Below are 25,325 nucleotides of genomic sequence, written 5' to 3'. Positions count from 1 at the left end.
CAAACCCAAGCTGGCCCGTCGCTTTCACCGACATCGGCAAATCTCCCGCTTCAACAGCAGGGAATCACAACCAGCCAATTTCGCAACAGTCCCCAATCCGGGGCAGGGCTACAGCAAACCTTGGATCATCGCCCGCGCCGCGTCGGCCAGGTCGGGGCGCTTCAGCGCCAGGGCGACATTGGCCCGCAGCAGGCCGATCTTGTCGCCGCAGTCATAGGTTTCGCCCTCGTATTCCAGGGCGTGGAAATCCTGAGTCTTCAGCAGGGTCAGCATCGAATCGGTCAGCTGGATCTCGCCGCCGGCGCCCTTGCCCTGGTTTTCCAGCAGGTCGAAGATTTCCGGCTGCAGGATGTAGCGGCCCGAGATGAACAGATTCGAGGGCTCGGTCCCCTTCGGCGGCTTCTCGACCATGCCCGTCATGCGGTTGAGGCGGCCGTCCTGGCCGTCCAGCGCGACGATGCCGTACTGGTGAGCCATGCCCTCGGGGGCCGGTTCGACCACGACGATGTTGCCGCCCTTCTGGTCATAGGCCTCGATGGCCTGGGCCAGGGCGGGCTTGCTGGCGGACATCACCATGTCGGGCAGCATCACCGCGAAGGGCTCGTCGCCGACGATGTCGCGGGCGCACCACACCGCATGGCCCAGGCCCAGCGGGGCCATCTGACGCACGAAGCTCATCTCGCCCGGGCGGGGCAGCTCGCCCAGCAGTTCTTCCAGCAGGGCGGTCTTGCCCTTGGCGGCCAGGGCGGCCTCCAGTTCGACCTGGTGGTCGAAATAGTCCTCGATCGCGCCCTTGTTGCGCCCCGTCACGAAGACGAAGTGCTCGATGCCCGCGGCGCGGCCTTCTTCGACGATGTACGACAGGATCGGCCGATCGACGACGTTCAGCAGCTCCTTCGGAGTCGTCTTGGTGCCGGGCAGGACCCGAGTGCCGAAGCCTGCGACGGGAAGGACGGCTTTGCGGACGGGTTTCATGAAGGCCTCGTGAGCGGTCACTGGTGCGGACGGTTTCTAGGGCGCGCGGCGATCGGGCGCCACCACTGTTCTGTGACGACGCGTCCCAAACTCCGGCCAAGCTCGCGGCTGCCGAAAATCGGCGCGCGGACAAGCGCGAATTGGTCTAGCACGGACGAATGCTCGTCGGAGTCCGCCGTCCCATGGTCCGCCCCCTAAGCTTCGTCCTCGCCGCCATCGCCCTCGGCGCCGCCCTGGCCCTGTCGGCCTGCGGGCCCAGCAAGAAGCAGCAGGAAAGCCTGGCCGCCGCTCAGGCGTTCATGGCCCAGAACGCCAAGCAGCCCGGCGTCGTCACCCTGGCCGACGGCCTGCAGTACAAGGTCGTCCGCTCCGGCCCGCCCGGCGGGGCCAAGCCGGCGCCGACCGACGAGGTCAAGGTCAATTACGAGGGCAAGCTGGTCGACGGCACGGTGTTCGACAGTTCCTACGAGCGCGGCGTGCCCGCCTCGTTCCCGCTGCAGGGCCTGGTGCCAGCCTGGAAGGAAGCCCTGGTCATGATGCGGCCCGGCGACGAATGGACGCTCTATGTCCCGCCGCAACTGGGCTACGGCGCTGAGGACAAGGGCCCGATCCCTGGTAACAGCGTGATGATCTTCCGCATCGAACTGATCGACGTCCTGCCCACGAAGATCCAGGCCCCCAAGCAACGCCCGCCCGCCTAGGAGCGGTCCCCTTCACACCTTAGGCACGGCCATGCCGCGTCGGACGGCGGCCCGCTCGCCGACCCGCTCCAGCCAGACGCGCACCGCCGGCAGGGGCGGACGGTCCGGCTGGATCTTCTCCAGGGCCTCCAGCGCCGCCAGGGTCCAGGCGAAACTGGCGATGTCGGCGATCGAATAGTCGTCGCCGGCCAGGTAGCGGACCTTCTCCAGTCGCCCTTCCATCACTCCCAGCAGCCGCCGCACCTCGTCGGCGAAGCGGTCGATGGCCAGCTCGACCGGCTCGGGGGCGCGCAGGGCGAAATAGCCCAGCTGGCCCGCCATCGGCCCCAGCCCGCCGACCTGCCAGAAGGTCCATTCCAGGGCCGCCACCCGCGCCGGGCCCGAGGCCGCCAGCAGCTTTCCGGTCTTCTCGGCCAGATAGACCAGGATCGCCCCGCTCTCGAACACCGACTGCGGCCCGTCTGGCGCATCATGGTCGACGATGGCGGGGATCTTGTTGTTGGGCGAGATGGCCAGGAAATCGGGCGCCAACTGCTGGTTCTGGCCGATGTCGACCGGGTGCGTGCGGTACTCCAACCCCAGCTCTTCGAGCGCGATGGGGATCTTGCGGCCGTTCGGCGTGGTCCAGGTGTAGAGGTCGATCATGGCGCGTCTCCGCTTGTCGTCCAGGCATTAGAACGCGAAACTGCTCGCCTGGACCAGGCTGCCGGTAGGCGCGCGCCGGCCGCCGGGCTAGGGTCGCGCCATGGTTCGTTCCCCGCAGATCGCCTCGTCCGAAGTCCTGGCCGCCCGCGCCGTCGACATCCTGGCCACCCTGGTGGCCTTCGACACCACCTCGCGGCTGTCCAACCTGGCCCTGGTCGAATGGGTCGAGGCCTATCTGTCCGACCTGGGGGTCGCCTCGCGACGGGTGCCCAACGCCGACGGGACCAAGAGCAACCTGCTGGCCAGCATTGGCCCGGCGGTCCCGGGCGGCGTCGTGCTGTCGGGCCACACCGACGTGGTGCCGGTCGATGGCCAGCCCTGGACCAGCGACCCGTTCGTCCTGACCCCGCGCGACGGCCGGCTCTACGGGCGCGGGACCTGCGACATGAAGGGCTTCCTGGCCCTGGCCCTGGCCGCGGCCCCAGACCTGGCCAAGGCGACCCTGGCCCGCCCCGTCCACCTGGCCTTCTCCTATGACGAGGAGGTCGGCTGCCTGGGCGCGCCGGACATGATCGCCGTGATCGCGAAAGAGCTGCCCCGCCCAGCCCTGGTGGTGGTCGGCGAGCCCACCGACATGGTCGCGGTGCGCGGCCACAAGGGCATCGCCAGCTTCCGCGTCACGGTCACCGGCCGCGAAGCCCATTCCAGCCTGACCCACCTGGGCGTCTCAGCCAACATGGTCGCCATCAAGCTGATGAACCACCTGGTCGAGCTGTCCGAGCGGCTGGAGCGCGAAGCCGACCCGGCCTCGCCGTTCATTCCCAAGGGCGCGACCCTGACCGTCGGCCAGGTCAATGGCGGCACCGCGGTCAACATCCTGGCCCGCGAATGCGTGTTCATCTTCGACCTGCGCGTCCCCGCCGGCCTGGAGCCCAGGGAGATTCTGGCCGACTTTTTCGCCCTGGCCGACAGGCTGGACACCCAGGTCAAGGCCAGGGCTCCCGAGGGCGGCGTGGTGGTCGAGACCCGCTCGATGACCCCGGCCTTCGCCCCCGAGATCGACGGGGCGGCCGAGACCTTCGCCCGCCGCATCGCAGGCGACAACGGACCGCCGCGCGTCGTGCCCTACGCCGCCGAGGCCGGCCAGTTCCAGGGCGCGGGCTTCTCGACCGTGATCTGCGGCCCCGGCTCGATCGACCAAGCTCACCAGCCCGACGAATATGTCGAGGTCAGCCAGATGGAGCGGGGCGCGGCCTTTATGCGCCGACTTGTTGAGGATCTCGTCGAGGCCAGGTAGGCAGGCGTCAAATTGGGATCCGAAGTGACAACAGCCCCTCAGCAGTTCAAGAGAACCCTTCTGCGGGTTCTTGATCCCGTAAGACGTTTGCGGCGCCGGCACGCGCCTCGTCTAGGGCTGTCGCTGGTTCCGATAGCGATTCGGGTCATTGCGTTCGCGCGATACGGCTGGCGACGCGGCCTGGAACGCCGTGACGCCGCCGACGAGATCGTCGTGGCAGGCCTGCACGCCTCGATCGTCGGCATCGGTGAAGGGGCCCGGGCCACCTCGGCCGCCCTGCGGCGGGCTGGCCTGACGGTCTATGACTGGGATTTGACGTCGGTCTTCGCCCACCAGCGCAGCCTGGATGTCGGAACCACGACGCAGCCACCGTCCGGTCCCGGCACGATCGTCGTCCAGATGAACGCCAACGAGCTGGTGCAGCTGGTCGCCCGGGTCGGCTCCGCCCCTTTCCGGGGAAAGCGCTGCATCGGCTACTGGGCCTGGGAGCTGGAAACCGTTCCCCGCGCCTGGCGGCACGCCTTTCGCTATGTCGACGAGATCTGGACGCCGTCGGACTTCACCTCCGCCGCGGTCCGCCGCGCCGCGCCCAAACGCGTAACCGTCCGCACCGTGCACCACCCGATCAAGACGCCCCAGGGCGCAGCCCGCCGCACCCGTTTCGGCTTTCCCGAGACCGGAGCAGCCGTGCTCGCGGCGCTGGACATCCGGTCCGGCGTGGCGCGGAAGAACCCCTATGCAGTGATCACCGCCTTCGAGGCCGCAACCCGCGACGACCCTTCTCAGGCGTTCCTGGTCCTCAAGATCGGCGGCATCCAGGGCAACGAAACCCTATTCGTCGACATCGCCCGCCGCACCGAGCGCCTGCCCAATGTACGCATCCTGACCGAGAGCCTGAGCGAGAAGGAACGCGACGAGCTGGTGCTTTCGGCCGACGTCATAGTTTCCCTCCACCGCTCGGAAGGCGCCGGCCTGCTGATGGCCGAGGCAATGCTCGCCGGAAAGGCCGTGGTCGCCACCGGATGGTCGGGCAACATGGACTTCATGTCCGCCGACAGCGCCCGCCTGACGCCGTTCGAGCTGATCCCGGTCGTCGACCCGCAGCGGCTGTTCACCAGCGGCCGATGGGCCGATCCGAACGTCGAGGTCGCCGGGACCCTGCTTCGCGGCCTGATCCAAGACGCCGGAGCGCGTAAGCGTCTCGGCGAGGCGGCCCGGCGCTATGCGAGCACGGTCCTCGATCCCGACAGGCTTTCAAGCCAGATGGCGCAGTGGGTGCGTGGAGCCTAGGGACGAGCCCGGATCACGACGACCCGGCGCAGGAACGCCACCGGATCCCACGCCATGGTCCGCAGCAGGTGAGCTGATCCGACCTTCCGCGCGGCCTGGATTTGTCGACGCGTACGCCACACGCCGGGCAGGCCAGCCAGCGCATCGCGCAGGCCGCGCCAGACGGGCTTGGCGTCGCCGGTCGGCAGACGAACCAGCAGCAGCGTCAGGGTGATGGCTGCGTGCGGCGCCAGGCCCAACCAGAACAGCAGGGGCGGCGTGTTCTTCACGAAGGTCCAGAGGCGGTTTCGCGTGCCGTGATACAGAGAGAAAGGAGAGCGCAGACCGAAGGTCGCCGAACCGACATGGTCGACCTCGGCCGCCACGGCCAACACGATGGGCTCGCCCCGCAACTGCAGCCGATAGCCCAGATCCACGTCCTCGCAGTAACAGAAGAAGGTTTCGTCGAACCCGCCCATTTCGAGAAACAGCGCCCGGTCGATCATCATCGCCGCGCCGCAGGCCGAGAACACCTCGCCTTCGATCAGGGCGCCCGGCCGACGGCGTCCATAGCCCGCGCGATAGGGAATCCCCGCAGAGGTTACGACGTCGCCCGCCCCGTCCAAATGACTGGTGCGAGCGGCGTCCAGCTGCAGGGAGGCGAAACAGCGCGTGTCCGACCGCCGGCCCGTCGCCGCCATCAGCTCAGCAAGCCAGTCGGGATGGGGGTAGGCGTCCGGATTAAGCATCACCAGCCAGCGCCCTCGCGCCTCGCGCGCCGCCAGGTTGTTGCCGGCCGCGAAGCCCAGATTGGAGCCAGCCTCGATCAGCCGCACGCCGGGGTCGCCTGCCGCCGCGGCCTGGGGCGCGCCGTCGCTCGACGCGTTGTCGATCAGCAGGATCTCGAAATCGGAAAAGGTCTGAGCCGCAAGATTGTCCAGACACCGTCGAAGGGTCGAACCACTCTGATAGGCGACGATGGCGACGCTGATCGCTGGGAGCCCGTCCCTCTTGCCATTGGTGGTCTGGCGCGCCATGCGTGGCGAACTCGCTTGAAGAGGTTGAACAAATCGAAATCGCGCGGCTGGAGATTCCAGAGGTCCTGCTTATCACGCCGGAGCGGTTCGGCGAGGAGCGCGGATGGTTTTTCCGAAACCTTCCATCAGTCGGCCCTGGAGGAGGCTGGTTTCAAGGGCGGCGTTTTCGTCCACGTCTCGACCGGGGTCTATGTCGGCCCCGGCGCCGAGGGCCTGTTAAGGAGGCCACCGCCTACGCCCCCACCTCGCCCATTCGGCTTCGAAGGCCGCCGCCCACCCGCTGGCTCCGCCTTGGTTCCGCACCTACGGCCTGCCGGTGCTGGTCTCCAACTGCTCCAAAAAGTAGGGTCCCATCACGTCCCCCGAGAAGCTGATCTCGCTGATGATCCTGAACGGCCTGGAGCGCCGCCCCCTGCCCGTCTACGGCGACCGGGCCAATATCGGCGACGCGTGACCGGGCTCTATTTCTATGACCGTCAGGTGATCGAGATGGCCCGCAAGCTGAAGCCGTCGGCCCTGGGTGAGCTGGAGATCACCGACATCAAACAGCTCTATCTCGACAAGGGCAAGCTGTCGGTGACCAAGCTGGGCCGCGGCCATGCGTGGCTCGACACCGGCGCCCATGACCGTCTTGTCGAAGCCATCGAGTTCATCCGCGCCATCAAAGGGCGCCGGGGCCAGAAGGTGGGCTGCCCCGAAGAGGCCGCCTTCAGCCAGGGCCGGATCTCGGCGGACAACTCGCCGCGTAGGGCCAGGTCAACTAGCTTCTGAGACGAAAACCTCGTCCTTCGAAAGCTCAAGATGAGGTTTTCTAGCGCCGGACCGTGGACCCTAAGACGCCACCATCCACTCCGCGCGCACCGCCTCATCCTCCTCGACGGTCGCCTTCGCGAGCCGCGCGAACACCTCGCCGTCCAGCAGCCGCCGCGCCGCCCAGACGGCCGCGCCGCGCACCGTCGGCGAGGAATCGGCCAGCCGCGGTTCGACCACCGTCATCAGCCGTGGATCGCCGGTGTTGCCGATCGCGTAGAGCACGTTGCGCACGAAGCGGTCGCGGCCGATGCGCTTGACCGGGCTCTTGCTGAACAGGGCGCGGAACGCCGGATCGTCCAGCTCGGCCAGTTCGGCCAGGGACGGCCCCTTGAGGGTCTCGCGGGCGTGGAAGGCCATCTCGCCCGACAGGCTGGCGAACTTGTTCCACGGACAGACGGCCAGGCAGTCGTCGCAGCCATAGATGCGGTTGCCCAGCGCTTCGCGGAACTCGACCGGGATCGGGCCCGACAGCTCGATCGTCAGGTACGAGATGCAGCGCCGCGCATCCAGCCGGTTCGGCGCGGGAAAGGCTTTCGTCGGGCAGATGTCCAGGCAGGCGCGGCACGAGCCGCAATGGTCGCGCTCGGGCGGGTCGGCCGGCAGGTCCAGGGTGGTCAGCACGCTGCCCAGGAACAGCCACGAGCCGAACTGGCGCGAGACCAGGTTGGTGTGCTTGCCCTGCCAGCCCAGGCCGGCGCGTTGGGCCAGAGGCTTTTCCATCAAGGGAGCGGTGTCGACGAACACCTTCACCTCGCCGCCGAATCGGCCGTGCATCCAGCGGGCCAGGGCTTTCAGCCGTTTCTTGATCACCTCGTGATAGTCGTCGCCCTGGGCGTAGACCGAGATCGCGGCGCGGGTCGGGTCTTCCAGCGCCAGCAGCGGGTCGTGCTCGGGACCGTAGTTGACGCCCAGCACCACCGCCGTCCTGGCGTCGGTCCACATGGCGGTGGGATGGGCGCGCCGGTCCAGCGTCTCCTCCATCCAGCCCATGGCCCCGTGGAAGCCCTCGGCCACGAAGTCGCGCAGCCAGCCGCCGTTGGGCCAGGCGTCGCTGGCGCTGGCGAAACCGCACGCGTCGAAGCCCAGCCGCAGGGCCTCGGCGCGGATCTCGTCCCTCAGCGCCTGGTTCGGATGATCAGAAGTCGAGATCGTCATAGTGCGCGACCGGCGCCAGGCCCGGCCAGCGATCGGCCAGGATGGGTCGGAAGGCGGGCCTGGACTTCAGCTTCATGTACCAGGTCTTGGTCGCCGGGAAGTCCTTCCACGGCACGTCGCCGAAATAGTCGATCACCGACAGGTGGGCGGCGGCGGCGAAGTCGGCCAGGCTCATCCGCCGGCCGGCCAGCCAGTCGCGAGTGTTCAGCAGGCCCTCGACATAGTCCAGGTGCTGGCGCAGGGCGTCGCGGCCCCGGCGCAGCGACGACAGGTCCGGCGCGCCCAGCCGCAGCAGGCGCTTTTCCATCTTCTCGTGCAGCAGGAAGCCGTTGACCTCGTTGTCGAACTTGCGGTCGAACCATTGCAGCAGCCGGCGCGCCTCGGCCCGCTCCCCCGGCTCGCGGCCCAGCAGGGCCGGTTCGGGCTCCTGTTCCTCGATGTGCTCAAGGATGGCGCGGCTTTCGGCGATCACCAGGGTGCGCTGGTGGCGGGTCTCGACCAGCACCGGCGGCACGCCCGACGGGTTGAGCTTGAGGAACTCGGCCGGCCCTTCCCAGTAGCGCACCTGCGCCTCGACGAACGGCAGGCGCTTCTCGCCCAGGGCGAGACGTACCTGGCGCGAGGCCGGGTCCAGGGGGAAGTGGTGAAGGGTTCGTTCGACGCTCATGCCCACGCGCATTCAGGCTGCATCGTTCGATCGATGCGCCGTTTTGCTTAACAACAGCTTGCTGAACGCCGGTCATCGGCCGACTTCGCGGCTGAATTAAGGGAATTCGTAAGGTTTCTCGGCGCACGGCCAGTCGAGCCCTGATCAGGCCTTGGCGTTCATCCGGCCGATCAGGTTGGTGGTGCTCTGGCCGGCCTTCAACTGGGCCAACACCACCTTGCCGCCATAGCCCAGCACGACGTCCGAGCCGACCACGGTCTCCACCGTGTAGTCGGCGCCCTTGACCAGCACGTCGGGACGGAAGGCCTGGATCAGGGTCAGCGGGGTCGGTTCGTCGAACAGCACCACCAGGTCCACGGCCGACAGCGAGGCCAGCACCGTGGCGCGGCCGCCCTCCTTCTGCACCGGCCGGGTCGGGCCCTTCAGGCGCTGGACCGAGGCGTCGGTGTTCAGGCCGACGATCAGCCGGTCGCAGGCGGCCTTGGCCTGGGCCAGCAACGAGACGTGGCCGGGATGCAGCAGGTCGAAGCAGCCGTTGGTGAAGCCCACCTTCAGGCCCCGGGCCCGCCAACCGGCGACGACGGCCAGGGCGCCGTCCAGGTCGGCGATCTTGTCGGCGACCGGGTCGGCGTGCTCGCCATGGGCCAGGCCGATCAGCTCGTCGGCGGTGACCACGTCGGTGCCCAGCTTGGCCACCACCAGGCCGGCCGCCAGGTTGGCCAGGCGGGCAGCGTCCAGCGGACGCGCACCGCGGGCAAGAGCCAGCGCCAGGGTCGCGGCCACCGTGTCGCCGGCGCCTGAGACGTCGAACACTTCCAGGGCAGTAGCGGGCAGGTGGACCGGCGTCTCGCCGCGCACGGCCAGGGTCATGCCCGCCCCGCCGCGGGTGATCAGGGCGGCGGCCAGGTTGGGCGCGGCGGCCAGGATGGCGTCGGCGGCCTCGGCGGCGGCCTCGTCGCCGGCCCCGGTCACCCCGGTGGCCTCGGCGGCCTCGCGGCGGTTGGGCTTGATCAGGGTGGCGCCGTCATAGCGGGCGAAGTCGCGGCTCTTGGGATCGACGATCACCGGCTTGCCCGCGGCGTTGGCGGCGGCGATGGCGGCCTTCAGCACCACCGGCGTCAGCACGCCCTTGGCGTAGTCGGACAGCACCACCACGTCGACCTCGCGCAGGTGGGCGTTGAACGCCGCCAGCAGGGCCTGGCCGTCGGCCTCGCCCCGGTCCTCGCGGTCGGCGCGCAGCATCTGGTGCGAGCCGGAGATGTAGCGGGTCTTCTCGGTGGTGCGGCGGCGGGCGTCGACGATCAGCGCCGAGTCCAGGCTGGGCTCGCGGTCGATCAGGCCGGTCAGGACCCGGCCGGCGTCGTCGTCGCCGACCACGCCCACCAGCACCGCCCGCCCGCCCAGGGCCGCGACGTTGCGGGCCACGTTGCCGGCCCCGCCCAGCATCACCGCCTCGCGCTCGACCGCGATCACCGGCACCGGAGCCTCGGGCGAGATACGGTCGACCGCGCCATAGACGAAGCGGTCCAGCATCACGTCGCCCAGCACCAGAACGGTGGCGCCGAAAAAGGCTCGCGGCAGCTTGGCCAGGGTGTCGTCCATCAGGCGGGTCGCTCGTTGTGTTCTAGGCGAGAGCGCCATTTGGCCCTGCATGGGCTTCTGGGCAAGCCTTAGGTCCCACCAGCCTTCAAACATGGAGCGTCGCCCTCGTCCTTCGACAAGCTCAGGATGAGGACCAATGTCAGGGCCGTAGCAGTAGAAACCTCATCCTGAGCCTGTCGAAGGACGAGGTTTCGTGTCCAAGGCAGTGTGATCGATCCTAGGACCGCTCGACGTCGCTGAACGCCCCGCCATGTGGCTCGGCCACGCCGCGCGGGTCGGGATGGAGCAGGATGTCGGCGGCCGGAAAGGCCTCCAGCACCCGCGCCTCGGCCTCGACCATTAGGGTGTGGGCCAGGGCCAGCGGCGTCTCGGCGTCGAAGTCCATGTGGGCCTGGACGTGGACGAATGGTCCGGAGGCCCGGGTGCGCAGCTGGTGCACGCCCATGACCCGGGGATCGGCGGTCAGCAGGGCCAGGATCCGGGCGCGGTCGTCGTCGGGCAGTTCGTGGTCCATCAGCTGGTGGCTGGCCTCACGGAACACCCCGACCGCGCCCCAGACCAGCCAGGCGGCGACGATCAGGCCGGCGGCGGCGTCCACCCAGGTCAAACCGAGAAAGCCGGCGGCGGCGATGCCGACCAGGCTGACGGCGTTCGAGGCCAGGTCGGCGGCGTAGTGGGCCTTGTCGCCCGACACCGCCACCGAGCGGGTGCGCCGGGTCACCTCGCCCTGGGCGCGGATCAGGGCCAGGGTCAGCAGGATCGAGACGGCCATGACCCCAATGCCCAGCCCCTCGGCGGCGATGGGCTTGGGGTGGAGCAGGCCTCGGATGGCTTCCTGGCCGATCAGGGTGCCGGACGCGAACACCAGGCCGGCCTGGGTCAGGCTGGAGAAGGCCTCGGCCTTGCCGTGGCCGAAGCGGTGCTCGGCGTCCGGCGGCGCGGCGGCGTAGCGCACGGCGAAGAAGGTCACCAACGATGCGACCAGGTCCAGGCCGCTGTCGGCCAGCGAGGCCAGCATGGCCACGGAATGTCCGGCCAGCCAGGCCGCGCCCTTGATCGCGATCAGCACGGCCGCTACCCCCACCGACAGGGTCGTGACCCGGCGGGTCAGCACCAGGGACTCGGCGGCGGTCAGGGCGGGCATGGGGGCGGCGGACATGGGGACTGTTTAGCAACGGTCCGCCCACAGCCCCAGCGAGAACGACTCGCGAGAGCGGTGATGCGGACGGGGACAGGCACATGTGCCTGTCCCCAACTCGTTCTCTAGGCCGCCACCTTGGTCCTCGGCCCCACATAGATCGACTGCGGGCGGACCAGCTTGCCGGTGGCCAGCTGTTCGCGGGCGTGGGCGATCCAGCCCGCCGTGCGGCCCATGGCGAACACGCAGGTGAACGACGCTGGCGGCAGGCCCAGGGCCTCCAGCAGCACGGCGGTGTAGAACTCGACATTGGTGTCCAGCGGCCGGTCGGGCTTGTGGTCGCGCAGGATCCGCAGGGCGGCCTGTTCGACCGCCTCGGCGAAGGCCAGGCGGCCGGGAACCGTGTTGGAGGTCTGGGCCAGTTGGCGGATCGCCGCCTTCAGGGCGTCGGCGCGCGGGTCGCGAACCCGGTAGATGCGGTGGCCGAAGCCCATCAGCCGGTCGCCCCGCGCCAGGGCCGCCAAGAGCCAGGCCTGGGCGTTGCCGGGTGTTCCGATGGCGTCCAGCATCTCGATCACCGGTCCCGGCGCGCCGCCGTGCAGCGGCCCCTTCAGGGCCGAGATCCCGGCCAGCACCGCCGAGGTCAGGCCGGCGCGGGTGGAGGCCACCACCCGGGCGGCGAAGGTCGAGGCGTTCAGGCCGTGGTCGCAGACCGTGACCAGATAGGCGTCCAGCGCTCTCGCCTCCCCGTCCGTGACCGGAACCCCGCGCGTCATCGCCAGCATGTCGGCGGCGTGCGACAGGGCCGGATCGGGCGCGACTGGCGATTGGCCGGCCGCGACCCGCAGCACGGCCGGGGTGAACACGGCCGGAGCGGCGATCAGCAGCAGCGCCGTGTCGAGGCCGTCGCCGTCCGGCAGGCGGGCGATCAGGGCGCGGACAGCCTCGACCGGATCGCGTTTGGCCAGGCCCTCGTCGAGCGCGGCGACCTGTGCGAAGGCGCGGACCCGGGCCGCGCCCAGGGCCGGGGCCAGGTCCGACGGCATGCCATCGAAGAAGCCGTCCAGCAGCAGGTGGGCGACGTCCTCGAAGCTGGCGCGATGGGCCAGGTCCTCGACGGCGTAGCCGCGGATCGTCAGGCGGCCGGCCTGGCCGTCGACGTCGGAGAGCACGGTGTGGGCGGCGACGACGCCTTCCAGGCCTTCGGCGACGGGGCTCGCGGCGGGAACGGCGGAAAGACCCTTGGACATGGATGAGGTCTCCTTTCGCCCGCCAATCCACGCTCCTGATGCTTGATCGTCAATCTTGATCAATGTAATCAATATAAATGGCCGACTGGATTGACGCGGAACAGGCGATGGCGGCGCTGGGGGTGCGGGCCCAGACGCTGTACGCCTATGTCAGCCGCGGCCGGGTGGGCGCGACGGCCCATCCCGACGACCCCCGCCGCAGCCTCTATCGCGCCTCGGACGTTGCGGCCCTGGCGGCGAAGAAGGCCCGCGGGCGCCGAGCCGCCGACGTGGCGGCCGAGGCCATCGCCTGGGGCGAGCCGGTGCTGCCGTCGGCGATCACCACGGTGGAAGGCGGCCGACTGTTCTATCGCGGCCAGGACGCCGTCGACCTGGCGCGCATGCACAGCCTGGAGCAGGTCGCCCGCCTGCTGCGCGGCGGCCATGGCGCGCCGCTGACCGGGCCGGAGCCCAGGAAACCCAAGAAGGGCGAGACCCCGCGCGCCCGGCTGTTCTCGACCCTGGCGGCTCGCGCCGGGGTCGACCCGCCGGCCCGGGGCCGCGCGCCGCTGGCCCTGGCGATGGAGGCCGCGGGCTTGCTGGAGGCCGCCGCCGACGCCGTGGCCGGGTCGCTCGGCGAGGGTCCGATCCACCAGCGCCTGGCCGACGCCTGGAGCTTGGACGCCTCGGGCGCAGATCTCGTCCGCCGGGCCTTGGTGCTGCTGGCCGACCACGAGTTGAACGCCTCGACCTTCGCGGTGCGGGTCGCCGCCTCGACAGGATCTTCGCTGGCGGCGGCGTCCCTGGCCGGGCTGGCGGCGCTGTCGGGGCCCCTGCACGGCGGCATGGCGGCGCGGGTCGAGATGTTCGTCGACGAGGCCGAGCGGCGCGGACCGGCGCGGGCGGTCGCCGAGCGCTTGGCCCAGGGCTCGGCCATGCCCGGCTTCGGCCACCCGCTCTATCCCGACGGCGACCCGCGCGCGGCGGCCCTGCTGGCGGCGTTCGAGCCCGCCCCGGGCTTGGGGGACCTGCGGCACGAGACCGAGGCGGCCACGGGCCTGGCCCCCAACATCGATTTCGCCCTGGTCGCCCTGGCCCACGCCCTCGACCTGCCCGCCGACGCGCCCTTCAGCCTGTTCGCGGTCGCCCGCTCGGCCGGCTGGCACGCCCACGCGATCGAGCAGCTTCAGACCGGGACGCTGATCCGGCCCCGGGCGCGTTATGTTGGACCCCGACGCTGACGCGACGGCCTAGCCGAACAGGAAGTCTCCGGCCGTGAGGCTCGCCGCGCTGACGCCCAGCAGCGTCACCGTCTGACCGCCGGTCAGATCGATCATGACGTCGGCCCCGACCTGGCTGATGTGGGACTGTAGGGAGGCGTAGTCCACGATGCCCGAGCCGTTCAGGTTGGAGGTCAACTGGATGATGTCGTGTCCGGCGCCCACGGCGGTAAAGTCGCCGATGACGTCCACGCCCGACTGCGACGCGAACTTGAAGGTGTCGGCGCCGCCCAGGCCGTAGAAGATGTTGGCCCCGGCGTTCCCGGCCAGCACGTCGGCGAAACTGGAGCCGACCAGGCCCTCGATCGAGACATAGACGTCGCCCGCCGCGTCGCCCGCCAGGGCCAGCCCCGGGGTCAGGGAGGCGGTCACGCCGGCGGCGGCGTTGTCGTAACGGGCGAAGTCGAACCCGGCCCCTCCGTCCAGGGTGTCCCCGCCTTGGCCGCCGTAGAGGTGGTCGTCGCCGTCGCCGCCGTAAAGGCTATCGGCCCCCGCCGCGCCTTGCAGGGCGTCGTCGCCGCCCAGTCCGAACAGGGTATTGGCCCCGCCGTCGCCGGCCAGCACGTCGCCGAACGCCGAGCCGACCAAGCCCTCGACGCCGACCAGGCCGTCGCCCAGCGCCTCGCCGGCGGTGCCCCAGCCCGTCGCCAGGTTGACGACCACGGCCGAGGCCGAGTCGTCGTAGCGCGCGTAATCGTAGCCCGCCCCGCCCTCGATATAATCAGTTCCGCCGCCGCCATAGAGGTGGTCGTCGCCGTCGCCGCCCACCAGGACGTCGGCGCCTTCATCGCCAATCAGGGAGTCGTCGCCGCCTTGGCCGTAGAGGATGTTGGCCGCGGCGTTGCCGGTCAGGACATCGCGGAACTCCGAACCCACCAGGCCTTCGATGTCGAACAGGGCGTCGCCCGCCGCTTCGCCGCCCGAACCGGAGCCGCTGGCGAGGCTGACCGAAACGCCCGAGGCCGCGCCGTCATAGCGCGCGTAGTCGAAGCCGGCGTCGCCGCGCAGGGTGTCTTCCCCCGCCCCGCCATATAGGCTGTCGGCGCCGTCGCCGCCGCGCAGGTCGTCGCGGCCCCCGCCGCCCAGTAGGGCGTCGTCGCCGCCCAGGCCGAAGAGGGCGTTGTCGCCAGCGTCGCCGAACAGGCTGTCGCCATAGGCCGAGCCGACCAGGCCTTCGATGCCCACCAGCGCGTCGTAGGCGGCCTCGCCGGCGCCCGGCCCGGCGCCGGGCTCCAGGCTGACGATGACGGCCGAGGCCGCGTTGTCGTAGCGGGCGTAGTCGTAGCCCGCGCCGCCGATCAGCAGATCGTTGGCGTCGCCGCCATAGAGGTGGTCATCCTGATCGCCGCCGTCGAGCATGTCGGCGCCCGCGCCGCCGACAAGGATGTCGCCCCCCACGCCCCCGGACAGGCGATCCGCTCCGGCTTCGCCGTAGAGGATATCCGCGCCGCCGGCTCCGTCGACGGTGTCGGCGCCCAGGCCGCCCCAGACGATGTCCACGGCGTCGTTGCCCGTGTAGCGGTCGTCGAAGGTCGACAGATTGAAGCGTTCGATCAGGAAGAACGTGTCGCCCTGGGCGTCGCCCTCGTGCTGGTTCGTGGCGAAGTTCAGCGCGATGGCCGCAGAAGCGAAGATGTAGCTGGCGGTGTCGACACCCGCCCCGCCGTCGAGATAGTCACCGCCCGCACCACCCTCCAGGGTGTCGTCGCCGGCGTCGGCATAGATCGTGTCCTTGCCCCCATGCCCCGCGACGAAGTCGTCGCCGCCGCCGGAGTAGATCACGTTGTCAAAATCGGTGCCGGCCAGAGCGTCACCGAAGTTGGTCCCCGTGAGATTCTCAAAGCCGGAAATTGTGTCGCGGCCGGCGCCGATGGTGTCCTGCTGGGCGGTGTTGCCGAGGTCCACGGCGACGCCGCTCTGGAAGCTTTGATAGCTCAGCATGTCGCCAGGCGGTCCGAACATGCTCCAGGCGCCGGTCGTCGCCGGGTTGTCGCCGCCGATCAGGATGTCGTCGCCGCCGCCGCTGGAAATGCGGTCGGATCCCGCACCGCCGTCGGCCGTGATCCCGTAGTAATTGAAGATGCTGACATAGCCGGCGGCAATATCGATGCTGTCGTTGCCGTCGCCGCCGTTCAGGACCACCTTGCCGCTGGTCTCCGGCACCCTGAGCGAAGAGAAGCGCAGATAGTCGTCGCCCGCGCCGCCGTCGACCACAATGTCGCCTACCGCGATGATGCTTCTGTCGACCGTGATGGTGTCCGAACCATCATCGCCGAAAATCTTGTCCGAACCGCCGGTGTCGTCGACGATCGTGTCGTTCCCGGCCCCGCCGTGGACGACGTCGTCGCCATAGCCGCCGTCGAGCCTGTCGTTCCCGCCTCCGCCGTTCAGGATGTCGTTTCCGACCCCGCCGTAGAACCGGTCCGCGTTGTCCGTGCCCTCGAAGGTGGTTCCAACGACGGCGCCGGACGTCGGATCATAGCCGCCGAGCGCCGTTGCGGTCAGGGACGACGCCGTGAAGTTCTCGAGCACCGCGACGGTGAAATAGCTGTACCGCGCGTCACCGGCGTCGAAATCCAGGTCGAGATGCGTGTCCGCGCCGCTCTGGACCAGACGGGCGTGACCGTCGGTGAACGGGTTTTGCGTCGGATCCCAGTTCTGTCCGGTGAAGCTGCTGATCGCATAGCGCAGGTAGCTGGCGAATATGAGCCGATCGGACGAGGCGCCGGCGGCCTGGAAGTCGCGCAGCGTCGTGGTCTCGTACGACGAATTATCCATCAAGACGATGTCGTGCCCATCGCCCAGGACGACGGAATAGGAGCCGTCGCGCAAGATCAGCAGGTCGTCTCCGGCGCCCGCGTCGACGACGGCGCCCCACGCGCCCTGGCCCACGAAGGTGTCGTTGCCGGCTCCGCCGAAGGCGGTGTAGTGGGCCGCGCGGTACGAGCTGTCGTTCAGGTAGATGTAATCGTCGCCGTCCTCACCGTAGAACGCCAGATACCGCTGGCCCGCATTGGCCGACGAGTCGGCCTGGATGAGGTCGTTGCCCTCGCCGGCATGGACGATCGCGTCGCCGCTGCTGGTCAGGTAGATGTTGTCGTCGCCGGCGTAGGTGTCGATCGTGTCATTGCCGCCTTGACCGTAGACGACGTCGCCTTCGGCGGTGCCGGTCAGAATTTCGCCGTTCGGCGTGCCATTAATCCAAGCCATAAAACACCCCGAACTTTTTCAGCCTAAACCTGAAGCGAACGCCGTCCGACCGGCCCGCTAGCACGCCAAGGTAGAGCATGGCGGGTCTCAACGCACAAGGTTAAGCTCGCCGGGAGCCGAACCCGCGGCGCCCGATTTCCTGTTCGGCGAAGTCGTTGATGGGCTGACGACCCCGGGCCTCGGCGCCCGGGATCGAGTTGGCGAGCGGGCCGTCAGGCCCGCTCGTGAACCGCCTCTTCCGCCGCCAGCGGCTGCGGGAGCCGCGCGACCATCTCCTTGGGACAGACCTGCCAGAACAGGTCGCGCACTCGGTCCCAGTCGCGCAGCAGGCTCTCGGCGAATGCCGAGTCCGTCTCGCGGGCGTGCTCGGCCACCAGCGAGCGCAGCACGCCTTCCCAATAGGGCGAGGCCAGGCGCTGGACCAGGATGCTGTCCGGGTTGACCAGGGTCTCGAACCGGCCGTGCTGGTCCAGGACGAAGGCCATGCCGCCGGTCATGCCGGCCCCGAAGTTGCCGCCCGTCGGGCCCAGGATCACCACTTGGCCGCCGGTCATGTACTCGCAGCCATTGGCGCCGCAGCCCTCGACCACCGTGGTGGCGCCCGAGTTGCGGACCGCGAAACGCTCGCCGGCCTGGCCGGCCGCGAACAGCCGGCCCGAGGTGGCCCCGAACAGCACGGTGTTGCCGATCAGGGTGTTGGTCTCCGGCGCGGCCAGGCCGCGGGCCGGCTTGATGACGATCGTCGCACCCGACAGGCCCTTGCCGACATAGTCGTTGGCCTCGCCGGTCAGCTCAATGCGCAGGCCCTGGACCGCGAAGGCCCCCAGGCTCTGGCCGGCCGAGCCCTTGAGCTGGACGGTCAGGTGGCCCGACGGCAGGCCCTTCATGCCGAACTTGCGCACGATGTGGCTGGAGGTGCGCGAGCCGATCGAGCGGGCCGTGCTGCGGACCGTATAGGTCAGCTGCATCTTCTCGCCGCGCTCCAGCAGGGGCGCGGCGTCGCGGACGATCTGGGCGTCCAGGGTGTCGGGCACGGCGTTGCGGCCGCCCTCCACCGTGCAGTAGGGCTTGTTCTGGCCGGGGTCGGCGCGAACCAGCAGCGGGTTCAGGTCCAGGTCGTCCAGGTGCTCGCCGCCGCGCGACACCTGGGCCAGCAGGTCGGTGCGGCCGACGATCTCCTGCAGACTCTTGAAGCCCAGGCCCGCCAGGATCTCGCGGACTTCCTCGGCCACGAAGCTGAACAGGTTGATGACCTTCTCCGGCGTGCCGGTGAACTTGGCGCGCAGGGCCTCGTCCTGGGTGCAGACCCCCACCGGGCAGGTGTTGGAGTGGCACTGGCGCACCATGATGCAGCCCATGGCCACCAGCGAGGCGGTGCCGATGCCGAACTCCTCGGCCCCCAGCATGGCGGCGATGACCACGTCGCGGCCGGTGCGGATGCCGCCGTCCGTGCGCAGCACCACCGAGTGGCGCAGGTTGTTGAGGGTCAGCACCTGGTTGGCTTCCGACAGGCCCATCTCCCACGGACCGCCGGCGTACTTGACCGAGGTCTGCGAGGAGGCGCCGGTGCCGCCGACATTGCCGGCCACCAGGATGACGTCGGCCTTGGCCTTGGCGACCCCGGCCGCGATCGCGCCGATGCCGGTGGCCGCCACCAGCTTGACCGTGACCCGGGCGATCGGATTGATCTGCTTGAGGTCGTAGATGAGCTGGGCCAGGTCCTCGATCGAATAGATGTCGTGGTGCGGCGGCGGGCTGATCAGCATCACGCCGGGCGTGGCGTGGCGCAGACGGGCGATCATCTCGGTGACCTTGAAGCCGGGCAGCTGCCCGCCCTCGCCGGGCTTGGCGCCCTGGGCGACCTTGATCTCGATCTCGCGGCACTGGTTCAGATATTCGGCGGTGACGCCGAACCGGCCCGAGGCCACCTGCTTGATGGCGCTGTTGGGGTTGTCGCCGTTCGGCAGGGGCTTGTAGCGCGCGGAATCCTCGCCGCCCTCGCCCGACACCGACTTGGCGCCGATCCTGTTCATGGCGATGTTCAGCACGCCGTGCGCCTCGGGGCCCAGGGCGCCCAGGCTCATGCCCGGGGTGACGAAGCGCTTGCGGATCTCGTTGACGCTTTCCACGTCGTCGGTCGAGATCGGGTTGCGGTCCGAGCGCCAGTCCAGCAGGTCGCGCAGCTGCACCGGCTTCTGGGTCCGCAGGCCGTTGGACCAGCGGCGATAGAGCTCGAAATCGCCGGTGTCGCAGGCGCTCTGCAGGGTGTGGATCAGCCGCGCCTCGAAGGCGTGGGTCTCGCCCGAGCGGCGCAGCTTGTAGAGGCCGCCGACCGGCAAGGTGACGGCCGCCTCGCCCCAGGCCTTGCGGTGCAGCTCGACGGCCTTGCTCTCCAAGCCGGCCAGGCCGATGCCCGAGATCCGCGACGGCATGCCGGGGAAGAACTCGGCCGCCAGGGCGCGCGACAGGCCGACGGCTTCGAAATTGTAGCCGCCGCGGTACGAGGAGATGACGCTGATGCCCATCTTGGAGATGATCTTCAGCAGACCGCCCTCGATGGCCGTCTTGAAGTTGATGCAGACGTCGCGCAGCGACTTGTCGCCGACCAGGCCGCGCTCCAGGCGGTCCTGGAAGCTTTCCTGGGCCAGATAGGCGTTGACCGCCGTGGCCCCGACCCCGACCAGCACCGCGAAATAGTGGGTGTCCAGGCACTCGGCCGAGCGGACGACGATCGAGACGTAGCTGCGCAGGCCCTTGTTGACCAGGTGGGCGTGGACACCGCCGGTGGCCAGGATCATCGGCAGGGCGACGCGGTCGGCCTGGCTGCCCTCGTCGGTCAGGACGATGGCGCCGCAGCCACGCAGCACCGCGTCCTCGGCCTCGGCCCGGATGCGGTCGAGATTGGCGCGCAGGGCGTCGCCCGGACGCGCCTCCTCCGCCGGCAGCGGCATGGTGCAGTCGATGACGGCGACGTTCTTCTGGCCCAGCAGGCCGTGGATGCGCTCGTACATGCCGGTGGTCAGCACCGGGCTTTCCAGCACGTACACATCCGCTTGCGCGGCGTCCTGGGCCAGGATGTTGCCCAGGTTCTTGAACCGGGTCTTCAGGCTCATCACGCCGGTTTCCCGCAGGGGGTCGATCGGCGGGTTGGTCACCTGGCTGAAGTTCTGGCGGAAGAAGTGGCTGAGCGGCCGGTACTTTTCCGACAGCACGGCCAGGGGGGCGTCGTCGCCCATCGAGCCGACGGCCTCCTTGCCCTCCTCGACCATGGGCGCCAGGACCATCTCCAGGTCCTCAAGGCTGAAGCCGGCGGCGGCCTGGCGACGGGTCAGCTCCTCGCGGCCGTACTTGCGCGGCTCGGGACCGGGGCCGATCTCCTTTTCGAGATCGACCATGTTGCCCAGCCAGTCGGTATAGGGGTGGCGGCCGGCCAGCTCGTCGATGATAGCGTCCTCGCCGTAGAGCTTGCCCTCGGCCAGGTCGATGGCGATCATCCGACCCGGCGAGATCGCCAGCTTGCGGGTGATGCGGCTTTCCTCGACGCCGCACATGCCGGCCTCCGAGCCCATGATCACCAGGCCGTCGTCGGTATAGGCCACGCGCAGCGGGCGCAGGCCCGAGCGGTCCTTGCCGGCCACGACCCAGCGGCCGTCGGTGGCGCACAGGGCGGCCGGGCCGTCCCACGGCTCCATCACCGCGTTGCAATAGCTGTAGAGGGCCTTGTGCGAGGCCTTCATGTGCGGGCCGTTGGCTTCCGGGACCAGCAGGGTCTTGGCCATCGGCGCGTCGCGACCGGCCCGGACCAGCACCTCGAAGGTGTTGTCCAGGTTGGCCGAGTCCGAGCCGCCCGGCTGGATCACCGGCTTCACGTCGTCCCCGAACTCGCCGAAGGCGTCGGCCGCCATCTTGATCTCGTGGGACTTCATCCAGTTGATGTTGCCCTTGATGGTGTTGATCTCACCATTGTGGGCCAGCATCCGGAACGGCTGGGCCAGGCGCCATTCGGGGAAGGTGTTGGTCGAATAGCGCTGGTGGAAGATCGCCACCGCGGCGCTGAAGCGTTCGTCCTTGAGGTCCGGATAGAACTCGTCGATGTGTTCGGCCAGGAACATGCCCTTGTAGATCAGGGACTTGGCCGAGAACGAGCAGATGTAGAAACCCGACAGGTTCTGGGCGTGGACGCGCTTTTCGATGCGCTTGCGGCACAGGAACAAGGCCCGCTCCAGCGCCTCGCCCTCCAGGCCGGCCGGGGCGGCCAGCATGATCTGCTCGATCTCGGGACGGGTGGCGTTGGCCTTCTCGCCGATCACGGCGGTGTTCACCGGCACCTGGCGCCAGCCATAGATATAGAAGCCGAAGCGCAGGGCTTCGGCCTCGACGATCGTGCGGCAGGCCTCCTGGGCGCCCAGGTCGGTGCGCGGCAGGAACACCTGGCCCACGGCGATCGGGCCCTGGCGCAGGGCGTGGCCGGTGCGGCGCACCTGGTCGATGAAGAAATCCTGCGGGACGCTGACCAGCACGCCGGCCCCGTCGCCGGTCTTGCCGTCGGCGTCGACCGCGCCCCGGTGCCACAGGGCCTTGAGGGCCTTGATCGCCAGTTCGACGACCTCGCGGCGCGGCTGGCCGTCGATGGCGCAGACCAGGCCCACGCCGCACGCGTCGCGCTCGGTCGAGGGATCGTAGGCATGGCCGTCGATCAGGGCTTGGCGGTTCTTCAGGTACAGTTCGATGTCTTGGGCCATGGCGGCCTCCGAAGAGTTCTTGGTCCGTCCTCGTCCTTCGACAAGCTCAGGATGAGGGCTACTTAAAAGCTCGCTATGAAATCCTCATCCTGAGCTTGTCGAAGGACGAGGATTTCACGCACCTATTCCGCCGCGATCGAAATCGCCGAAATCTTGGCCTGCAGGTACTTGTGCATGGCGTCGGCGGCGTCGCGGCCGTCCTTGATCGCCCAGACCACCAGGGAGGCGCCGCGGACGATGTCGCCGGCCGCGAACACCCCGTCCAGATTGGTCATCTGGTGGCGGACGTCGGCCTTGACCGTGCCCCAGCGGGTGGTCTTCAGGTCCGGCGCCGACCAGGCTTCCGGCAGGTTCTCGGGCTCGAAGCCCAAGGCCTTGACCACCAGCTGGGCCGGGCGATCGAAGTCGCCGCCCTCGATCTCTTCCGGGGTCTGGCGGCCCGAGGCGTCCGGGGCGCCCAGGCGCATGCGGATGGCGCGCACGCCGGTCACGCCCGAGGCCTCGCCCATCACCGCGCGCGGCGCGGCCAGCCATTCGAAGGTCACGCCCTCTTCCTCGGCGTTGGCCACTTCGCGGAGCGAGCCGGGCATGTTGGCCTTGTCGCGGCGGTAGAGGCAGGTGACCGAGGTCGCGCCCTGGCGGATGGCGGTGCGCACGCAGTCCATGGCGGTGTCGCCGCCGCCGACCACGACCACGTCCTTGCCGTCGGCGTTCAGCACGCCGCTGTCATAGGCCGGCACGTCGTCGCCCAGGGTCTTCCTGTTGGAGGCGATCAGGTAATCCAGGGCCGGCACGACGCCCGTGCTGCCCGCGCCCGGGGCGACCAGGTCGCGCGCGGCGTAGACGCCGACGGCGATCAGCACCGCGTCGTGGCGGTCACGCAGCTCCTGCAGGGTGGCGTCGCGGCCGACCTCGAAGCCCAGCTTGAACACCACGCCGCCGTCGGCCAGGCGCCGGGTGCGGCGCTCGACCACGTCCTTCTCCAGCTTGAAGCCGGGAATGCCGTAGATCAGCAGGCCGCCGGCCCGGTCGTGGCGGTCATAGACGGTGACGGCGTAGCCTTCCTCACGCAGCTTCTCGGCGGCGGCCAGGCCGGCCGGGCCGGCGCCGATGACGCCCACCGACTGGCCGCGGTCGGCCTTGGCGGCCAGCGGTTTGACCCAGCCCATCTCCCAGGCCTTGTCGGTCAGGTAGCGCTCGACCGAGCCGATGGTCACGGTGCCGTGACCCGACTGCTCGATGACGCAGTTGCCTTCGCACAGCCGATCCTGGGGGCAGATTCTACCGCAGACCTCCGGCATGGAGTTGGTGGCCTGCGACAGCTGATAGGCCTCTTCCAGACGACCCTCGGCGGTCATCCGCAGCCAGTCGGGGATGTTGTTGTGCAGCGGGCAGTGGGTCTGGCAGAACGGCACGCCGCATTGCGAGCAACGCGAGGCCTGCTCGGTGGCCTTGGCGTCGATGAAGTCGGCGTAGATCTCATGGAAGTCGCCATTCCGCTCGCTCGCCGCCCGCTTTTCGGGCGTCGTGCGGGCCACGGTCGTGAATTTCAGCATGCGCTCGGCCATGCGACTTCCCTCACCCCCGCTTCCGGGGAAAACTTGCGTGCGTGGGCCTCTTAAGGACTCTTGGCGGCAAGAAGAATGCGGAGGTCAAAAATGTAGACGAATATATCCGTGATGAACCGGGGACGATTGCGACCGAATCGCAGATGACGCTCTATTTGGTCTACTTATTTTACTCGTGTCTCTTTCGGGATGAATCGCCGCCAAGTCGGAGCCTTGCCGCGTCACCGCCGGCCGGCCCGGATTGCCTTGCATCGGCGGTCATTCTAACACAACGTCTTCGCGTCTCTCCGGCCGAGCCTCAGCGCTCGTGCCCGTCTCGGGAGAAATCGTCACGAACCCCGGATAGTCCTGCCGACAGGCCCAGCCCCAGGCTTGGCAAATCGACGCGAGTCCTGAATCGTGCGCGCCACCTCCGCCCGCCCCTCAACAGCCGAAATGTGATTGATGTTCTCCAAGCCCCGCGCCGACCTCGTCCCCAACACGGCCGCCTATGAGAATGAGCCCCTGGTTAAGGCCACCGGCTTCCGGGAATACGACGCCCGCTGGCTGTTCGGGCCGGAGATCAACCTGCTGGGCGTCCAGGCCCTGGGTCTGGGCCTAGGGACCTACATCCACGAGTTGGGCCAATCGCGGATCGTGGTCGGCCACGACTTCCGGTCCTATTCGAGTTCGATCAAGACCGCCCTGATCCTGGGCCTGATCAGCGCCGGCTGCGAGGTGCACGACATCGGCCTGGCCCTGTCGCCCACCGCCTATTTCGCCCAGTTCGACCTGGACATCCCCTGCGTGGCCATGGTCACCGCCAGCCATAACGAGAACGGTTGGACCGGGGTGAAGATGGGCGCCCAGAAGCCCCTGACCTTCGGTCCCGACGAGATGAGCCGCCTGAAGGCGATCGTGCTGGGCGGCGCTTTCGTCGAACGCGACGGCGGCAAGCTGATCCGGGTGCAGGGCGAGGCCGAACGCTACATCGCCGACGTGGCCAAGCGGGCCCAGATCACCCGGCCGCTGAAGGTGATCGCCGCCTGCGGCAACGGCACGGCCGGCGCCTTCGCCGTCGAGGGCCTGCAACGGATGGGCGTCTCCGAGGTGATCGGCATGGACACCGAGCTCGACTACACCTTCCCCAAGTACAATCCGAACCCGGAAGACGCCGAGATGCTGCACGCGATGGCCCACGCCGTCCGCGAGCACGGCGCGGACCTGGCGTTCGGCTTCGACGGCGACGGCGACCGCTGCGGCGTGGTCGACGACGAGGGCGAGGAGATCTTCGCCGACAAGATCGGCCTGATGCTGGCCCGCGACCTGGCCCCGCTGAACCCGGGCGCGACCTTCGTCGTCGACGTCAAGTCGACCGGCCTCTACGCCACCGACCCGATCCTGGCCGCCCATGGCTGCAAGGTGATCTACTGGAAGACCGGCCACAGCTACATCAAGCGCAAGAGCGCCGAGCTGGGCGCCCTGGCCGGCTTCGAGAAGAGCGGCCACTTCTTCATGAACGGCGACCTGGGCTACGGCTACGACTGCGGCCTGACCGCGGCCGCCGCCATCCTGGCCATGCTGGACCGCAATCCCGGCGTGAAGCTGTCGGACATGCGCAAGGCCCTGCCCGTGGCCTTCACCTCCCTGACCATGAGCCCGCACTGCGGCGACGAGGTGAAGTACGGCGTGGTCGATGACGTGGTGAAGGAATACCAGGACCTGTTCGCCGCCGGCGGCTCGATCCTGGGCCGCAGGATCACCGAGGTGATCACCGTCAACGGCGTGCGGGTGCACCTGGAGGACGGCTCGTGGGTGCTGGTCCGCGCTTCGTCCAACAAGCCCGAGATCGTCGTGGTGGTCGAGAGCACGCGGTCGGAGGACGACATGCGCGCCCTGTTCCGCCAGGAGGTCAAGCCGCGCCTGGGCGACCGGGTCGGCAGGTACAATCAGGAAATCTGACCCGGCCCTCGCCCACGCCGGGGCCGCCGCCCGCTTTTCGGGCGCGGCGCGGGCGG

At 69.2% G+C, this 25,325-nt stretch carries 17 protein-coding genes and 2 pseudogenes; 7 read left to right on the top strand and 12 right to left on the bottom strand.

Annotated elements, in window-relative coordinates; translation table 11 throughout:
- Positions 1–108: 108 nt before the first annotated feature.
- On the bottom strand, positions 109–975 hold the full coding sequence (locus tag J2X41_RS23155) for a UTP--glucose-1-phosphate uridylyltransferase (protein WP_310086476.1): 867 nt from the start codon (positions 973–975) through the stop codon (positions 109–111).
- Positions 976–1,157: 182 nt separating this feature from the next.
- Between J2X41_RS23155 and J2X41_RS23150 the strand changes: the two genes are divergently transcribed.
- Positions 1,158–1,676, top strand: coding sequence for an FKBP-type peptidyl-prolyl cis-trans isomerase (locus J2X41_RS23150; RefSeq protein ID WP_310086473.1), 519 nt, complete (start codon positions 1,158–1,160; stop codon positions 1,674–1,676).
- A 12-nt stretch (positions 1,677–1,688) separates the two neighbouring features.
- Here the strand turns inward: J2X41_RS23150 and J2X41_RS23145 are convergent, their stop codons facing one another.
- Complete coding sequence (locus J2X41_RS23145; RefSeq protein ID WP_310086470.1) at positions 1,689–2,321, bottom strand: glutathione S-transferase N-terminal domain-containing protein; 633 nt, start codon at positions 2,319–2,321, stop codon at positions 1,689–1,691.
- A 100-nt stretch (positions 2,322–2,421) separates the two neighbouring features.
- On the opposite strand from J2X41_RS23145, the gene argE reads away from it, so the two are divergent.
- Together argE and J2X41_RS23135 are read left to right on the top strand one after the other, a co-directional pair.
- Positions 2,422–3,618, top strand: a complete 1,197-nt coding sequence (gene argE, locus J2X41_RS23140) for an acetylornithine deacetylase (protein ID WP_310086467.1) — start codon at positions 2,422–2,424, stop codon at positions 3,616–3,618.
- A 213-nt stretch (positions 3,619–3,831) separates the two neighbouring features.
- Positions 3,832–4,908, top strand: coding sequence for a glycosyltransferase (locus J2X41_RS23135; protein WP_310086465.1), 1,077 nt, complete (start codon positions 3,832–3,834; stop codon positions 4,906–4,908).
- Here the strand turns inward: J2X41_RS23135 and J2X41_RS23130 are convergent.
- A complete protein-coding gene (locus tag J2X41_RS23130) occupies positions 4,905–5,924 on the bottom strand; it encodes a glycosyltransferase family 2 protein (RefSeq protein WP_310086462.1) in 1,020 nt (339 codons plus the stop codon). The genes J2X41_RS23135 and J2X41_RS23130 overlap by 4 nt on opposite strands.
- Before the next feature lie 32 nt (positions 5,925–5,956).
- On the opposite strand from J2X41_RS23130, the pseudogene J2X41_RS23125 reads away from it, so the two are divergent.
- Positions 5,957–6,080, top strand: a pseudogene (locus J2X41_RS23125) (dTDP-4-dehydrorhamnose 3,5-epimerase family protein); the annotation flags it as partial.
- A gap of 294 nt (positions 6,081–6,374) precedes the next feature.
- Positions 6,375–6,695 (top strand): sugar phosphate nucleotidyltransferase, encoded by a 321-nt coding sequence (locus tag J2X41_RS23120; RefSeq protein ID WP_404979977.1) that lies wholly within the window; start codon positions 6,375–6,377, stop codon positions 6,693–6,695.
- Positions 6,696–6,755: 60 nt separating this feature from the next.
- Here the strand turns inward: J2X41_RS23120 and queG are convergent, their stop codons facing one another.
- From queG to J2X41_RS23095, 5 genes are all read right to left on the bottom strand, one after another.
- Positions 6,756–7,892 carry a tRNA epoxyqueuosine(34) reductase QueG gene (gene queG, locus J2X41_RS23115; RefSeq protein WP_310086459.1) on the bottom strand — a complete coding sequence of 379 codons (1,137 nt, stop codon included), beginning with the start codon at positions 7,890–7,892 and terminating at the stop codon, positions 6,756–6,758.
- Positions 7,873–8,559 carry a glutathione S-transferase family protein gene (locus J2X41_RS23110; RefSeq protein ID WP_310086456.1) on the bottom strand — a complete coding sequence of 229 codons (687 nt, stop codon included), beginning with the start codon at positions 8,557–8,559 and terminating at the stop codon, positions 7,873–7,875. Before J2X41_RS23110 ends, queG begins: the two co-directional genes overlap by 20 nt.
- A gap of 144 nt (positions 8,560–8,703) precedes the next feature.
- Positions 8,704–10,161 (bottom strand): D-glycero-beta-D-manno-heptose-7-phosphate kinase, encoded by a 1,458-nt coding sequence (rfaE1, locus tag J2X41_RS23105; protein WP_310086454.1) that lies wholly within the window; start codon positions 10,159–10,161, stop codon positions 8,704–8,706.
- Between the two features lie 217 nt (positions 10,162–10,378).
- Positions 10,379–11,320: a cation diffusion facilitator family transporter gene (locus J2X41_RS23100; protein WP_310086450.1), complete on the bottom strand. Its 942-nt coding sequence runs from the start codon at positions 11,318–11,320 to the stop codon at positions 10,379–10,381.
- A 104-nt stretch (positions 11,321–11,424) separates the two neighbouring features.
- Entirely contained in the window at positions 11,425–12,549 is a 1,125-nt protein-coding gene (locus J2X41_RS23095; protein ID WP_310086448.1) for a citrate synthase/methylcitrate synthase, read from the bottom strand.
- 77 nt (positions 12,550–12,626) lie between these two features.
- Between J2X41_RS23095 and J2X41_RS23090 the strand changes: the two genes are divergently transcribed.
- On the top strand, positions 12,627–13,769 hold the full coding sequence (locus tag J2X41_RS23090; protein ID WP_310086445.1) for a citrate synthase: 1,143 nt from the start codon (positions 12,627–12,629) through the stop codon (positions 13,767–13,769).
- Between the two features lie 9 nt (positions 13,770–13,778).
- On the opposite strand, the gene J2X41_RS23085 is transcribed toward J2X41_RS23090, so the two are convergent.
- The 4 genes and pseudogenes from J2X41_RS23085 to J2X41_RS23070 all read right to left on the bottom strand — a co-directional run bounded on the left by J2X41_RS23085 (position 13,779) and on the right by J2X41_RS23070 (position 23,328).
- Positions 13,779–17,018 (bottom strand): calcium-binding protein, encoded by a 3,240-nt coding sequence (locus J2X41_RS23085; RefSeq protein WP_310086443.1) that lies wholly within the window; start codon positions 17,016–17,018, stop codon positions 13,779–13,781.
- A 212-nt stretch (positions 17,019–17,230) separates the two neighbouring features.
- The gene (gene gltB / locus J2X41_RS23080; RefSeq protein WP_310086492.1) at positions 17,231–21,760 is read right to left on the bottom strand and encodes a glutamate synthase large subunit; all 4,530 of its coding nucleotides are present in this window, start codon (positions 21,758–21,760) and stop codon (positions 17,231–17,233) included.
- A 20-nt stretch (positions 21,761–21,780) separates the two neighbouring features.
- A pseudogene (locus tag J2X41_RS23075) lies at positions 21,781–21,882 on the bottom strand (hypothetical protein); the annotation flags it as partial.
- Positions 21,883–23,328, bottom strand: a complete 1,446-nt coding sequence (locus tag J2X41_RS23070) for an NAD(P)-dependent oxidoreductase (RefSeq protein ID WP_310086439.1) — start codon at positions 23,326–23,328, stop codon at positions 21,883–21,885.
- Between the two features lie 444 nt (positions 23,329–23,772).
- On the opposite strand from J2X41_RS23070, the gene J2X41_RS23065 reads away from it, so the two are divergent.
- Positions 23,773–25,269: a phosphomannomutase/phosphoglucomutase gene (locus J2X41_RS23065; RefSeq protein WP_310086436.1), complete on the top strand. Its 1,497-nt coding sequence runs from the start codon at positions 23,773–23,775 to the stop codon at positions 25,267–25,269.
- The last annotated feature ends 56 nt before the right edge of the window (positions 25,270–25,325 follow it).

This window comes from Caulobacter sp. BE254 (assembly GCF_031457295.1).
Lineage (GTDB): Bacteria > Pseudomonadota > Alphaproteobacteria > Caulobacterales > Caulobacteraceae > Caulobacter.
Note: the sequence above shows the minus strand (reverse complement) of the source record. Positions and strands in the feature narration are given on the sequence as shown.